The following is a 13,180-nucleotide window of genomic DNA, read 5'->3' on the forward strand; positions in this document are numbered from 1 at the left end:
TCACTTGACCCCCGGGAGCGTGACGAGGGCGATCTCGCCGCTGGAGGCGTACTGGGCGATGGTGGGCGCGATCGACGTGTCGACGACGATCGTGACCAGCCCGCCTCCAGACCGCCCTGAGGACGCGCTCTCGACGCGGGCGGCGGTCGCCAGCACCTTCTGCTGGGCGGTGCCCGACCCCCGGCCCGCCGACGGCACGTAGATCACCTGGACGATGTCGCTCCATTTGAGGTCGGTGGGCATCTGGCCGGCCTTGAGCGACAGGCCCACCTTGGCCTTGCCCGGCCCGACCTGGTCGGTCGTCGTGGCGGTCATGCGCTGGGTGAGCAGCGTGCCCGGCAGCAGCGTCACCGCGGCGTACGTCGTGGCCACCTGGTCCTTGAACCGCCAGGGGACGTAGTCGACGCCGGTGTCGGCGATCTGCACCTCCCGCATCGCGGACTGCGGGATGAGCTGCCCGGCCCCCACCTGCTGGGTGATCTGCACGGCAGAGACGCGGTCACCGCTGCGCATGACCAGCAGCGTGGTGGCCAGCGCGCCGCCCAGGATGAGGAGGACGGCGAGCGCGGCGAGCGCGGGCTTGCGCTCCCTCGGCGGAACGGGCAGCTTGCGCGCGGCCGGCCCGGACAGGCCCGGCCGTGCGGGTGCCCGGCCGTCCTGCGACGTCTTCTCGCTGGTCCTCATGGGTGGGGGACTCCCAGGGATGAGGGCGCCCATCTGTTTTCGGGCCGCTCGAATCTGTTTACGGTCTTGCCCTTTGTTGCGAATTCACTCCATTATGGCCAGCTTGCGCCGCCATAAGTGCCGCGAAGCGGCGACCCATGCTTATCCGTTAGGAATACGCCTGTCAACGGGAGTGGATCTATCTCCATATCCATACAAGGCTTTACTGACACGAAATTTCGTGATAGTACGTTTACACTTCTTTCCCGGTTGTCACACCATTCACACTGTTAGCGCCAGGGCGGACGGCGGGCATACGCGGAAGGCGGTGACGACGGCGTCGCCGAAGGACGGATGACAGGCGCCTTTACCTATTTCGGGTAACGCCCGGATGAGCGCGGGAGTCGCGGCTAGCGTGTCCCCTCGGGCCGCACGGCCCGCATACCCGGAGATCTTCACGGGGACGCCCCGGGATGAAACGCTTTCCGCGAGGCCGCCGCACAACCGCCTTCTGGGAGTTCGCGCATGCGGATAACGCTCACCGTGGTCGGCGAGGACGGCCGCCGCGACGTGCTGGTCGAGGGCGACGAGAGCACCACGGTCGCCGCCCTCGCCACCGCGCTCGACGGCGGCGCCGCCGCCCGCCCGGCCAACGTCGTACGGCTCCCGCACGCCCGCGCGCCGTACGACCTGGACCGGGGGGATCGTGGGGACCGGCAGGCCCGGCCGTCCGGTGAGGTGAAGCTGTGGGTCGACGGCCGGCCCGTCGACCCGGACGCGCCCGTGTTCGGCCTGCTCAGGGATGGTGACCTGGTGGCCGTGGACGGTCACGCCGCCGCGGCGACGGTGACCGAGGAGCCCGGCGGGCCGGCGGAGCTGCGCGTCGTGGGCGGCCCCGGCGCGGGGGCCGTCCACAGGATCGGGCTCGGCGCGCACACGATCGGCGCCGACCCCGCGTGCGCGGTCTCCGTACCCGACCCGGGGATGCCGCCGGTCGCGCTGGTGGTGCGGCTGGCCCCCGGCACGGCCACCGTGGAGCCGGCGGCCCCCGGGGGCGAGCCGGTGGCCCGGCTTGCGGGCGAGCCGCTCACGGAGGCGGCGCCGTGGGCGGCCGGGGACATGCTCACCTGCGGCGGCTCGGTGTTCGCTCTGGGGCCGGTCCTGCCGCCGGACGCCCACCTCGACCCGCTGCCGGACGGCGGGCTCGCCTACAACCGCCCGCCCCGCCTCCAGCGGCCCGAGCGGCAGCGGCGGTTCACCGTCCCCGCCGAGCCCAAGCGGGGCGAGGGGATGCGGCTGCAGTTGCTGGCCGCGCTGCTGCCCGCCGTGCTCGGCGTGGTCATGGCCGCCGTCACCCACACGTGGTACTACCTGCTGATCGCGTTCATGACGCCGCTGATCATGATCGGCCAGTGGGTGAGCGACCGCAGGCACGGCAGGAAGAAGCACCGCCGGGCGGTCAAGGCGTACCGCGAGCGGATGGCCGCCTTCGAGGAGGAGGTGGCCCGCGCGGTGCGGCAGGACGAGGAGGCCAGGCGCGGCGGCGCGCCCGATCCCGCCGAGGTGCTGCTCACCGCGACCGGGCCGCGCCGCCGGCTGTGGGAGCGCCGCGTGCACGACCGCGACGCGCTGCGGCTGCGCGTGGGGCTGGCCGACCTGCCCGCCGACCTGGAGTTCGAGCCCGAGAGCGGCACGCCCCAGGACGCGCCCCGCCGGGAGCCGCCCACCTGCCACGACGTCCCGGTCGCGCTGGTCATGCGGCGTCTCGGCGTGGCCGGGCTCACCGGTCCCAGAGACGTGGCGCTCGGCTGCGCCCGCTGGCTCGTCGGGCAGGCCGCCGCCCTGCACAGCCCGCGCGACCTGGCCATCGTGGTGCTGTCCGCCAACGCGGACGGCGCCGGGCAGTGGGGTTGGGTGCGCTGGCTGCCGCACTGCGCGCCCGACGCCGCGGCCCGTGGCGGCGCCCTGTCGTCCGACTGCGCCGCGCTCGTCGGCGCCGACCCCGAGGCCGCCGCCCGCCGGGTCGCCGAACTCGCCGCCCTGGTGACCGAGCGGCTCGACACCGAGAACGGCTCGGGGCCATATCCGGGGGTGCCGCGCGGCACCCGCCTGTCCGGCGGCCCGGCCGGCTGGGACGACCTGGGGCGCGCGGGCGGCAACCGGCCCGCCGAGCCGGCCTTCGCCACCTACGACGAGCGGCCGTTCGACGTGCTCGTCGTGCTCGACGGCGCGCAGGTGCTGCGCGGCCTGCCCGGCATGCCGCAGGTGCTGCGGCAGGGCCCGCGCGCCGGGGTCTACACGATCGCCATCGACGACGACGAACGGCTGCTGCCCGAGGAGTGCGCGACGGTCGTGTCCTGCGGCCGCGAGGGCGGGGTGCGCCTCCACGGCGGCGGGCTCGACCCGATCACCGGCATCCGCGCCGACCGGGTCTCGCCGTCCTGGGCCGAACGTCTGGCCCGCGCGCTGGCCCCGCTGCGCGACGTGAGCCGCGACGACCCCTCGGCCGCCCTGCCCGACGCGGTCCGCCTGCTCGATCTGCTGGAGGTGTCCCTCGACCCCGCCGCGCTCGCCGAGCGGCAGGGCCGTACGACCCGGGCGCTGATCGGCGTGGGACCCGAGGGCCCGTTCGAGGTCGACCTGAGCAGGGACGGGCCGCACGCCCTGGTCGCGGGCACGACCGGCGCGGGCAAGTCGGAGCTGCTCCAGACGCTGATCTGCTCGCTCGCGGTGGCCAACCGGCCCGACGAGATGACGTTCGTGCTCATCGACTACAAGGGCGGCGCGGCCTTCAAGGAGTGCGTACGGCTCCCGCACACGGTCGGCATGGTGAGCGACCTCGACGGCCACCTGACCCAGCGGGCCCTGTCGTCGCTGGCCGCCGAGATCCGGCGCAGGGAGCGCCTGCTGCTGGACGCGGGGGCCAAGGACATCGAGGACTACCAGCGGGCGCGCGGCGCCACCTGGGTGCTCGGCGCGGGCGGCGTCCGGCGGGCGCGCGGCGGCGGCATCTTCGCCGCCCCGGTGCCGGAGACCGCGGGGAGCAAGGACCTGCCGCCGCTGCCCCGGCTCGTGCTGATCATCGACGAGTTCGCCGCCCTGGTCGCCGAACTGCCCGACTTCGTCGAGGGGCTGGTCGACATCGCGCGAAGGGGCCGCTCGCTCGGCATCCACCTGATCCTCGCCACCCAGCGGCCCGGCGGCGTGGTGACCGCCGACATCCAGGCCAACACCTCGCTCAGGATCGCCCTGCGTGTCACCGACGCCAACGAGTCGGCCGACGTCATCGACGTGCCGGACGCCGCCCACATCTCGCGGACGACGCCCGGCCGCTGCTATGTGCGGGCCGGCTCCGGAGCGCCCGTGGCGGTGCAGACGGCCAGGATCGGCGGCCGCACTCCCACATCGAGGATGGGCGACGCGCGGGCGGCCGACGCGGGAGAGGACGTGCGCGTCCTCGACCTGCCCTGGCAGGCGCTCGGCCACCCGCTGCCCGCCCCGCCCGCCCAGGCGGCGAGCGGCACCGACCTGGCCCTGCTCGTGGACGCGCTGCGGGAGGCCGGGAGCGACATGCCCCGGCAGCCGAGCCCGTGGCTGCCGCCGCTGCCCGATCAGGTCGTCCTCGACGTCGGTGCCGCGGACTCCCCCGGCGGCCTGCTCGCGGGCGCCGCGCCGTACCGGCCGGGGGCCGAGGAGGTGCCGCCGCTGCCGTTCGGCGTGACGGACCTGCCGTGGGAGCAGGGCCGGCGCCCGCTCACGCTCGACCCGCGGCACGGCGGCCACCTGCTGATCGCGGGCGGCGCACGCAGCGGCAGGTCCAGCGCGCTGCGGACGATCGCGGGCTCGATCGCGGCCGGCGCCTCCCCCGAGGACGTCCACGTCCACGCCGTCGACTGCGGGTCGGGCGCGCTGCTGCCGCTGGTCGCGCTGCCGCACTGCGGGGCGGTCGTCACCCGCGACCAGCTCGACCGGGTGGAGCGCCTGCTGACCCGCCTGCGCGCGGAGGTCGGGCGCCGTCAGCACCTGCTGGCCGAGGCAGGGTACGCCTCACTGGCAGAGGCCCGCGCCGCCGCCCGGTCGCGGGCCGCCCGCGACCGCAGCGGCGTGGGCGCGCTGCCCTGGCTGGTGCTGCTCGTGGACCGCTGGGAGGGGTACGTCGCCGCGTTCGAGAACTACGACTACGGGCGGCTGGTCGACGCCATGCTGCAACTGCTGAGGGAGGGGCCGGCCGTGGGGCTGCGGGCCGTGGTCACCTCCGACCGGTCGGGCATGCTCGGGCAGATCTCCACCGTCTTCGAGGACCGGCTCGTGCTGCGGCTCGCCGATCCCGCCGACTACGGGCTCGCCGGGCTGCCGATGCGCGACCTGCCGAGCGCCATGCCCCCGGGCAGGGCCCTGGCCGTCGGCGAGCACGGCCTGGTGGAGAGCCAGATCGCGCTGCTGTGCGACGATCCCTCCGGCCCCGCGCAGGTGGCCGTCCTGCAGGAGCTCGCCCGTACGGCGGCGGCACGGTTCGGCGGCTCGGACACCCTCGGGACGTGGGCCTGGCCGTCGGAGCCGCCGCTGCGGGTGGACGCGCTGCCGATGCGGATCACGGCGAGCCAGGCGCTCGACCTGGCGCCGTCGCACCAGCCGCCGTCGGCCCTGTGGGCGCTGCTCGGCGCGGGCGGCGACGCCCTCACCCCGATGGGCGTGGACCTGCAGGGCCAGGGACCGGCCGCGGTCATCGCCGGGCCGCCGCGCTCGGGACGGTCGTCCGCGCTGGTCACGGCGGCGCGCTCGCTGCTCGACCGGGGCACGCCCGTGCTCGTCGTGACCCCGCGCCGCAGCCCGCTGCGCGACCTCGCCGGGGCTCCGGGGGTGCTCGCCGTGCTGGACGGCAACGCCAGAAGCGTGACCGGGGGCGGCGCCGACGACTTCGGCGGCCTGCCGGGCGCCCTCGATCCGCTCGCCCTGGTCGCCGGGCACGAGCGCTACGTGGTGGCCGTGGACGACGCGGAGCTCATCTCCCCCGACTCCGCCCTCGGCCTGGCCCTGGACGAGATCCTGCGCACCGGGCGGGACGGCGAGCACGGCCTGCTCGTCGCGGGGGCCACGGGCGACCTGGCGACGGCCTACCGGGGATTCGCCGCCGAGGCGCGCAAGGGCAGGACCGGCCTGCTGCTCAACGTGCAGAGCCCCGCCGACGGGGACCTGTTCACCGTACGGCTGCCGCGCGGCGCCGTCGGCGGGCCTCCCGGGCGGGGCCTGCTGGTCGTCTCGGGCACCGCGACCCCGATCCAGGCCGCGGTGCCGGATTGAGCCGCGGGGCTTGTTGGGAGCGCTCCCACCCTGCCAGCCTGCTCGGCATGACCGTGCGCATCAGGCCCTACCAGGACACGGACAGGGACGACCTCTACGACATCTGCGTCCGCACCGCCGACGCGGGTGAGGACTCCCGCCACATCTATCCCGATCTCGATTTGATGCCCAGCATCTTCGCCGCGCCGTACGTCCGGCTGGAACCGGACCTGGCCTTCGTCGCCGACGACGGCGAACGGGCGGTCGGCTACATCGTCGGCACCGCCGACACGCCCGCCTTCGTCAAGGCGTACCGCGACGAGTGGCTGCCGACGCTGGCCGGCCGCTATCCGGCGCCGCGGCGCCCTCCGGCCTCGCCCACGGAGGAGATGGTCGCCCTGATGCACGATCCCGAGCGGATGGTCCTCCCCGAACTGGCCGGCTACCCCGCCCACCTGCACATCGACCTGCTCCCCGGCTACCAGCGCGCCGGGCACGGGCGGGCCCTGATGACGGCCTTCCTCCACGCCCTCGCGGCGAAGGGCGTGCCCGCCGTGCACCTGAGCATGCTCACCGTCAACACCCGCGCCCGCGCCTTCTACGACCGGCTGGGCTTCCACGAGATCCCGGTGCCCGACCCCGGCCCGGTCACCTATCTCGGCCGCTCGACCGAGTCGCCGGTGACATGAGAACACCGCCGGACCGCCATGGCACTCATGGCGGTCCGGCGGCCGGCGATCTGCGGGTGCCGGTCAGCGGGTGGCGGACTCGATGTTGCCGCGGTAGGTCGTGATGACCCGGGAAGCCTCGTTGAGCTCTTCCGCCATGCGCTGGAACGCCGCCCGGTAGCTCTGCCAGGCGTCGTGGAAGCGCTGCGCGCCGGGGCCGGTCCAGGCGGTGCCGACCTTGGCCGCCTCACGGTCGAGGTTGGCCATCGTGGCGCGGACCTGGTCCGCCTGCTGGCTGAACTGCGCGGCCATGCTCTGCATCTCCGCGGGGTCGCCGCCGAGCAAGCTGTTACCCATTCAGTCACTCCTTCATCGACAAAGGGGCCGCCCTCACCGTAAATCGTTTGTCAATCTTGTGAACCCCTTATGCCGAGCGGTTATATCGAAGGCCGGGAGAATCTGGCTTTTCTGCCACTCCATTCCCCTTTTTCCTAACGCCCGGAAAGGCGACTATCGGCCGTCCGTGGCCAGGCGCACCGCGAGCGCGGCGAAGACGGTGCCGGAGATCCGGTGAAGCCACCTCTGGACGGCAGGGCGCCCGCGGACGAGGTCGCCCAGGCGGCCGGCCAGCAATCCGGCGGAGGCGTCGACCGACAGGCCCACGACGATGAACAGCGCGCCGAGGAAGAAGAACTGCGCGGTCACGCTGCCCCGGGCCGGGTCGACGAACTGCGGGAAGAACGCCAGGTAGAAGGCGATCACCTTGGGGTTGGCGAGGTTCGTCAGCACGGCCTTGCCGTACACGCGTCCCAGCGGCGCCCTGGGCTCCTGCCCGGGGACGTCCTGGTCGCGGCGGGCGGCGAGGAACGACGTGACGGCCAGGTAGACCAGGTACGCGGCTCCGGCGACGCGGATGACGTCGAAGACCGTGGGAAAGGCGCTCAGCAGCGCCCCCAGGCCCAGCGCCGCCAGCGTCGTGTGCACGGCCAATCCCGTGGACATGCCGACCGCCGCGAGCACGCCCGCCCGGGGCCCCGATGCCAGGCCGGTGGCGGCGATGAACAGCATGTCGGGGCCGGGCACGAGGGAGACGACGAGAGCCGCCAGGCAGAACGTGACGACGATGTGGGGATCAACGACCATGGGGCCACCCTATGCTCGGCTTCATGAGCCCCGGATCAGCGATTGCCGGCGGCAAGCCCTTCACGAGCCGTGATCAGGATCTGCGGCTGGGGCGTCAGACGCGGGCGGGATCGTCGCCGCCGAACCACCGCCGCACGGCTGCCAGAAGCGCTTCGATCTCCGTGGGATCTGGTTCGGGTGATGCGGACGCCCAGGCCACGTAGCAGTCCGGGCGAAGGAGCAGTGCGGTGGGCGCCGCGACCTGAGGGCGCGCGGTGACGATGTCGAGGTAGTCGTGCCGCAGGCCGAGCGTCCGCGCCAGCGAATTTCGTTCGGTCAGGTCGAGCAGCAGGGGGCGTGCGGTTCTGGTCAGCTCGGCCAGCCGGACCGGCCCGGCGGGGGTGTGCAGTTCCATGTCCGGCGCGAACCGGCCGGTCAGCGGATGCGCCTCGGGTTCGCCCATGTCGTAGCGGACGTCGGCGCCTGCGATGAGTTCGGCGAGGCGCTGCACGGTGCTCTGGTCGCGGAGCAGCTCGGTGAACAGTTCGCGCAGTCCGGTGACGTCGCCGCCGGGGGCGATCAGGGCCGACTGTGCCTGCGCGTTCACGATCATGCGGTGGGCGGCGGGCCGCCGCTCGGCCTCGTAGCTGTTCAGCAGTCCGGGCGGGGCGCTGCCGCCGATCACGGCGGCAAGTTTCCAGCCGAGGTTGACCGCGTCCTGCAGGCCGAGGTTGAGCCCGGGTCCTCCCCCGGTGGCGGCGTACACGTGAGCGGCGTCACCGATCAGGAATACCCGGCCGTCGGCGAACCGGTCGGCGACTCGGGTGTTGCCGCCGGTCAGGCGACGCAGCACGTGCGGCCCTGGGCCGTCGGGCGCACCCAGTGGCACATCGACGCCGAGCACGCGGCGGACGCTCGCCCGCAACGCTTCAAGGGTCATCGGGGCGTCGGTCCTGGGCAGGTCCCACTCTGTGGTGCTGACCAGCGGCGGGTGACCGGGCATCGGCGCGTAGGAGAACCCGCCGTGCTCCGTGCGGTGGGGCAGGAACGGCAGAACAGCGCCGTAGCCGGGCACGTTCAGTGCGCCGGTCGCGGGATCGACCCAGTCCGCCGGAAGGTTCACGTGCGCCGAGCAGACGGTCATCCGGTCATAGGTGACGCCGGGGAACCCGATGCCGGAGAGCTTGCGGGTGGCGCTGTGTGCTCCGTCCGCGCCGACGAGGTACCGGGCCCGCAGTCGGTATGCCCCACCGGGGGTCGCGACATCGACGGTGACCGCGTCGTCGTCCTGGGACATGCCGACGACCTCGTGCTCCCGCCGGATCTCCACGCCCAGTTCGACGGCGCGCTCCTGCAGGACCTGCACGATGCGCCGCTGCGGCACCGGCAGGGCGTAGACGGGACTGTCCTCCAGCAGGCTCAGGTCCAGGCCCAGCGCGCCGAACATGAAGTATGCGGAGTTCGGCCGCGGCGGTGCGGGGCTGTCGCTGAGACGTTCGTGCAGCCCCCGGTGGTCGAGCATTCTCACGACCTGGCCGAGCAATCCGTTGGCTTTCGGTTCCTCGCTCGTCTCCGGCAGCCGCTCCAGCACGACCGGCCGAGCCCCTGCCAGGCTCAGCTCGCAGGCCAGCATCAGCCCGTTCGGGCCGCCGCCGGCGATGACGACATCTGTGATCACGTGTTCTCCCTTGCTCACGCGGACGAGAGCAGGACGGATGGAGCGCTGAAGCGCGTCTGGCCGCTGGGACATCCTCCCTGCCGCGAGGCAGCCTAAGGAGAAAACTTGCGCGCACGCAAGTTTGCGCCCACGCAACGAGTCTGGGAGGCTGGGACGGTGGAGACACGACCGACCGGGTTGCGCGAGCAGAAGAAACAGGCCACACGAGAGGCATTGCGCACGGCGGCACTGCGGCTGGCTCTCGAGCGCGGACCGGACAACGTGCGCGTGGACGACATCGCCGAGGCCGCCGGCGTCTCCCCCCGGACCTACAACAACTACTTCTCCAGCCGGGAACAGGCGATCGTGGCCGCCATCACCGGCGAACGGGAAGCACGGGTCGCGGCGGCCGTGGCCGAACGGCCCGCCGACGTCGCCCTCGCCGAGGCTGTCGTCGACGCGATCGTCGACCAGTACACCGACCCCGGCGAACCCGGTCGCGACGCGCTCCTGCTGATCACAACCCGCCCCGCACTGCGCGACGAGTTCGTCGACGCCGCCGCCGCGATCGAACATCCCCTCGGCGACGCGATCGCCCGACGCCTGGGCCAGACCGACCCGCACACCGCCCGCGTGCTCGCGGCGAGCGTGGCCGCCGCAGTTCGCCTCGCTCTCCGGCAATGGCTGCACACGACGGTCGCGTCCTCCACGACCAGCGGGCTCGTCCTCCCGGCCGGATCCCTGCCGGACCTGCTGCGCAGCACGCTCGCACCGCTCACGCCCGCACTCGACGCCGCCGAGAGACAAGCCGCCGAGAGACAAGCGGGCCACCGCCCCTCTCAGTGAACCGTCCGTGCGACGGACCGGCCTCGCATGAGCGTTGTAACCTTACGAGTTACACGGAGGAGAAGGACGAGCGGATGAGTGCGAACAGCAGGCTGACGGTCGCGGTGCACGTGCTGACGTGGATGGTGCTCGACCGCCGGGAGGGGCGCGAAGTGGCCACCTCGGAACGCATCGCCGGCAGCGTCAACACGAATCCGGTCGTGATCCGGCGATGCCTGGGCGACCTGCGGAAGGCGGGCCTCGTGGAGGCCAGACGGGGCACCGGAGCGGGCTGGGTCGTCACGCGCGACCCCGAGTCGATCACGTTGCTGGACGTGTACGAGGCCCTGGACGAGGGCGCCCTGTTCGGCATGCACAACGCGCAGCCGAACCAGTCGTGCCCGGTCGGCTTCGGAATCCAGCCGACGCTGCAGCAGGTGTACGACGGCCTGGAAGACGCCATGAGGAAGCAACTGGCGGGCACCACCATCGCCGACGTGCTGCGGGACGTGCTGGCGCGGCAGAGGAGGTAGGCGGCGGGCGACGAGCCCGCCGCCCTCCCCCCGCCACCGGGGGGTGAGGCGGGTGGAGGAGCCCCGGCGGTTCGCGCCAGGAGCGGGAGGCCGGCTCAGACCTGGTTCATGCCGCCGTCGGCGTAGAGCTCGGCGCCGTTGGTGAAGCTGCTCTGGTCCGAGGCCAGGAAGAGCACCGCGCCGGCGATCTCCTCCGGCCGCCCCATGCGGCCCAGCGGCACCTGGCTCGCCAGGGCGCCCTTGAGCTGTCCGGCCCGCTCCTCGTCCGGAGCCAGACCGGTGATTCCGGGGGTGTCGACCGGCCCGGGGACGATGACGTTGACCCGGATGCCGCGCCCCTTGAGCTCGTTGGCCCATGTCCGGGCGAAGGACCGGACGGCGGCCTTGGTCGAGCTGTACACGCCGAACGCCTCGGCTCCGGTCGTCGCGGCCGTGGAACCCGTCAGGATCACCGAAGCGCCCTCGTTGAGCAGCGGCAGCGCCTTCTGGACGGTGAAGAACAGACCGCGGACGTTGACGGCGAAGGTCCGATCGAAGTGCTCCTCCGTGACCTCCTCCAGCCGGGCGAACTCGCCGCCGCCCGCGTTGGCGAACAGCACGTCGATCCGGTCGCCGTGCCGGGCGACGGCCGCGTAGAGCCGGTCGAGGTCGGCGAGGTCGGCCACGTCCCCCTGAATCCCGATGACGTTCGAGCCGATCTCCTCGACGGCGCTGTCGAGTTCCGGTTTACGGCGGCCGGTGATGTACACCTGTGCGCCCTCGGCCGCGAAGCGCTTGGCGGCGGCGAGGCCGATGCCCGTGGTGCCGCCGGTGACGATCGCGACCTTGCCCGAGAGCTGACCCATGTCGATCCTCCATCGATTCCGGCCGATGTAACCATTCGTGTTACATCGATGGCTGTAACCGTACAAGTTTCAACGACCTACGTCAAAGCGGGACCGCCGGGACACTGGAGATCACAGGGAGGCCGCCGGATCAATATGCTGACCACCGTGCCCTCTGACCGAGGAGAGGTGACGTGCAGACCCGGAAGGACCTCTACCAGGCATACCGGCTGATGCAGCAGCGTCTGGGCCAGGCGCTGCTGCAGGGCGAGCCGGACGTCGCGGAGTCGCCCATGCGGCGGCACACCCTGGCCACGTTCTGCGGGGTCCTGCTGTCGGTGCTCCTGCTCGCCGTCTTCGGCATCTGGGGTGTGATCAAGCCGGGCGGCGCCACCAAGCTCACCGAGCCCGGCCAGCTCCTCGTCGAGCAGGACACCGGCGCGACCTACGTCTACAGCCAGCAGGAGCGCGTGCTGCTTCCCGTGGCGAACTACGTCTCCGCCCGGCTGCTGCTCGACACCGCCGACGTGACGGTGCGCGACGTCTCCGCCGCCTCCCTGGCCGAGTTGCCGCGCGGGCCGCTCGTGGGCATCCCCGGCGCGCCCGACTCGCTGCCGGCCAAGGACAAGCTGGTGCACGGGCCATGGTCGGTGTGCGTGGTGGACGGCCCCGACGCCACGGGGGCGCCGCGGCCGTACGTCACCTTGGTGGGCGGTGTGGACGTCGGCGGCAGGCCCCTCGGCGGCGGCGCCATGGTCGTGGACGACGGCCGGCAGAAGTGGGTCGTCTGGGGCGACCGGCGGATGCGGGCCAGCTCCAGTGTGGTGAGCGCCCTGAACGCCCAGCCCAGGAAGGTGCCCGCGACCTGGCTCAACGCCATCCCCGAAGGCACCGACTTCAGCGGCCCGAAGGTGCGGAACCTCGGCAGGAGGGTCCGGGGGCCCGACGGCAAGGTCACGGCGGCGGTCGGACAGGTCTTCACCGTGCCCGGCATCGGGGGTGCCCCCGCCCGCTGGTATGTCCTGCTGTCCGACGGCCTCGCGCCGATCACCCTCACCCAGGCCACGCTCATGCTGGCCGACCCGGCCATCAAGGCGGCGTACGGCAGGCGCCCCCCGCGGGCCGTCACGATCGACGCGGCCACGGCCAACGCCTCACTCTCCAAGCAGAGCGTGCTGGGCGGCGGGATGCCCGAGACGATGCCCGCGGTGACCTCCCCCGCCTCCACCACGCCGCTGTGCGCGGTCTACTCCGGCACCCGCGGCGGCTCGACACGGGCGACCCTGACCGTCGGCGCCTCGATCGCGATCCCCACGCCCAGGACCCCGGGCGGCCAGGAGACCTTCGACCAGGTGCTGCTCCCGCCAGGGATGGCGGCGGTCGCCGGGCTGCTGCCGGGCGAGGGGCAACTGGGGTCGATCACGAACTACTTCCTCGTGACGGACCAGGGCCGCAGGTTCGCCGTCGCCTCGCCCGACCTGCTGCCGAAGCTCGGCTACGACGCCTCCGACGCGACGCCGGTGCCCGCACACCTGCTGCATCTCATCCCGGAGGGCCCGGCGCTCGACCCGGCCGCCGCCCGCGTGCCGGTGCCGCTCGGCAAGTAGG

At 73.0% G+C, this 13,180-nt stretch carries 10 protein-coding genes; 5 read left to right on the forward strand and 5 right to left on the reverse strand.

The window, feature by feature from the left end; genetic code table 11:
• Window positions 1-684 carry a hypothetical protein gene (locus FLW16_RS20140; protein ID WP_142561642.1) on the reverse strand — a complete coding sequence of 228 codons (684 nt, stop codon included), beginning with the start codon at window positions 682-684 and terminating at the stop codon, window positions 1-3.
• Window positions 685-1,188: 504 nt separating this feature from the next.
• Here FLW16_RS20140 and FLW16_RS20145 point away from each other — a divergent pair.
• Window positions 1,189-5,964, forward strand: coding sequence for an FtsK/SpoIIIE domain-containing protein (locus FLW16_RS20145; RefSeq protein ID WP_142561643.1), 4,776 nt, complete (start codon window positions 1,189-1,191; stop codon window positions 5,962-5,964).
• 47 nt (window positions 5,965-6,011) lie between these two features.
• The gene (locus FLW16_RS20150; RefSeq protein WP_142561644.1) at window positions 6,012-6,632 is read left to right on the forward strand and encodes a GNAT family N-acetyltransferase; all 621 of its coding nucleotides are present in this window, start codon (window positions 6,012-6,014) and stop codon (window positions 6,630-6,632) included.
• A 63-nt stretch (window positions 6,633-6,695) separates the two neighbouring features.
• Here FLW16_RS20150 and FLW16_RS20155 read toward each other — a convergent pair whose 3' ends face one another.
• The 3 genes from FLW16_RS20155 to FLW16_RS20165 all read right to left on the reverse strand — a co-directional run bounded on the left by FLW16_RS20155 (window position 6,696) and on the right by FLW16_RS20165 (window position 9,411).
• The gene (locus FLW16_RS20155) at window positions 6,696-6,968 is read right to left on the reverse strand and encodes a WXG100 family type VII secretion target (protein WP_079320176.1); all 273 of its coding nucleotides are present in this window, start codon (window positions 6,966-6,968) and stop codon (window positions 6,696-6,698) included.
• Between the two features lie 153 nt (window positions 6,969-7,121).
• A complete protein-coding gene (locus tag FLW16_RS20160; protein ID WP_142561645.1) occupies window positions 7,122-7,754 on the reverse strand; it encodes a LysE family translocator in 633 nt (210 codons plus the stop codon).
• Between the two features lie 94 nt (window positions 7,755-7,848).
• Window positions 7,849-9,411, reverse strand: a complete 1,563-nt coding sequence (locus tag FLW16_RS20165) for an FAD-dependent monooxygenase (RefSeq protein ID WP_142561646.1) — start codon at window positions 9,409-9,411, stop codon at window positions 7,849-7,851.
• A gap of 156 nt (window positions 9,412-9,567) precedes the next feature.
• Between FLW16_RS20165 and FLW16_RS20170 the strand changes: the two genes are divergently transcribed.
• On the forward strand, window positions 9,568-10,236 hold the full coding sequence (locus tag FLW16_RS20170; protein ID WP_142561647.1) for a TetR/AcrR family transcriptional regulator: 669 nt from the start codon (window positions 9,568-9,570) through the stop codon (window positions 10,234-10,236).
• Window positions 10,237-10,310: 74 nt separating this feature from the next.
• A complete protein-coding gene (locus FLW16_RS20175; protein WP_142561648.1) occupies window positions 10,311-10,748 on the forward strand; it encodes an Rrf2 family transcriptional regulator in 438 nt (145 codons plus the stop codon).
• Window positions 10,749-10,843: 95 nt separating this feature from the next.
• On the opposite strand, the gene FLW16_RS20180 is transcribed toward FLW16_RS20175, so the two are convergent.
• Entirely contained in the window at window positions 10,844-11,593 is a 750-nt protein-coding gene (locus FLW16_RS20180) for an SDR family oxidoreductase (RefSeq protein WP_142561649.1), read from the reverse strand.
• Between the two features lie 173 nt (window positions 11,594-11,766).
• On the opposite strand from FLW16_RS20180, the gene eccB reads away from it, so the two are divergent.
• Window positions 11,767-13,179: a type VII secretion protein EccB gene (eccB, locus tag FLW16_RS20185; protein WP_142561650.1), complete on the forward strand. Its 1,413-nt coding sequence runs from the start codon at window positions 11,767-11,769 to the stop codon at window positions 13,177-13,179.
• Window position 13,180 lies beyond the last annotated feature (1 nt).

Origin of the sequence: Microbispora sp. KK1-11, from assembly GCF_006874435.1 — a bacterium.
GTDB lineage: Bacteria > Actinomycetota > Actinomycetes > Streptosporangiales > Streptosporangiaceae > Microbispora > Microbispora catharanthi.

What these genes read in the sequence shown, in the direction of transcription:
- FLW16_RS20140 (WP_142561642.1), bottom strand. Translation starts at nt 684, where the DNA reads ATGAGGACCAGCGAGAAGACGTCGCAGGACGGCCGGGCACCCGCACGG.
- FLW16_RS20145 (WP_142561643.1), top strand. Translation starts at nt 1,189, where the DNA reads ATGCGGATAACGCTCACCGTGGTCGGCGAGGACGGCCGCCGCGACGTG.
- FLW16_RS20150 (WP_142561644.1), top strand. Translation starts at nt 6,012, where the DNA reads ATGACCGTGCGCATCAGGCCCTACCAGGACACGGACAGGGACGACCTC.
- FLW16_RS20155 (WP_079320176.1), bottom strand. Translation starts at nt 6,968, where the DNA reads ATGGGTAACAGCTTGCTCGGCGGCGACCCCGCGGAGATGCAGAGCATG.
- FLW16_RS20160 (WP_142561645.1), bottom strand. Translation starts at nt 7,754, where the DNA reads ATGGTCGTTGATCCCCACATCGTCGTCACGTTCTGCCTGGCGGCTCTC.
- FLW16_RS20175 (WP_142561648.1), top strand. Translation starts at nt 10,311, where the DNA reads ATGAGTGCGAACAGCAGGCTGACGGTCGCGGTGCACGTGCTGACGTGG.
- FLW16_RS20180 (WP_142561649.1), bottom strand. Translation starts at nt 11,593, where the DNA reads ATGGGTCAGCTCTCGGGCAAGGTCGCGATCGTCACCGGCGGCACCACG.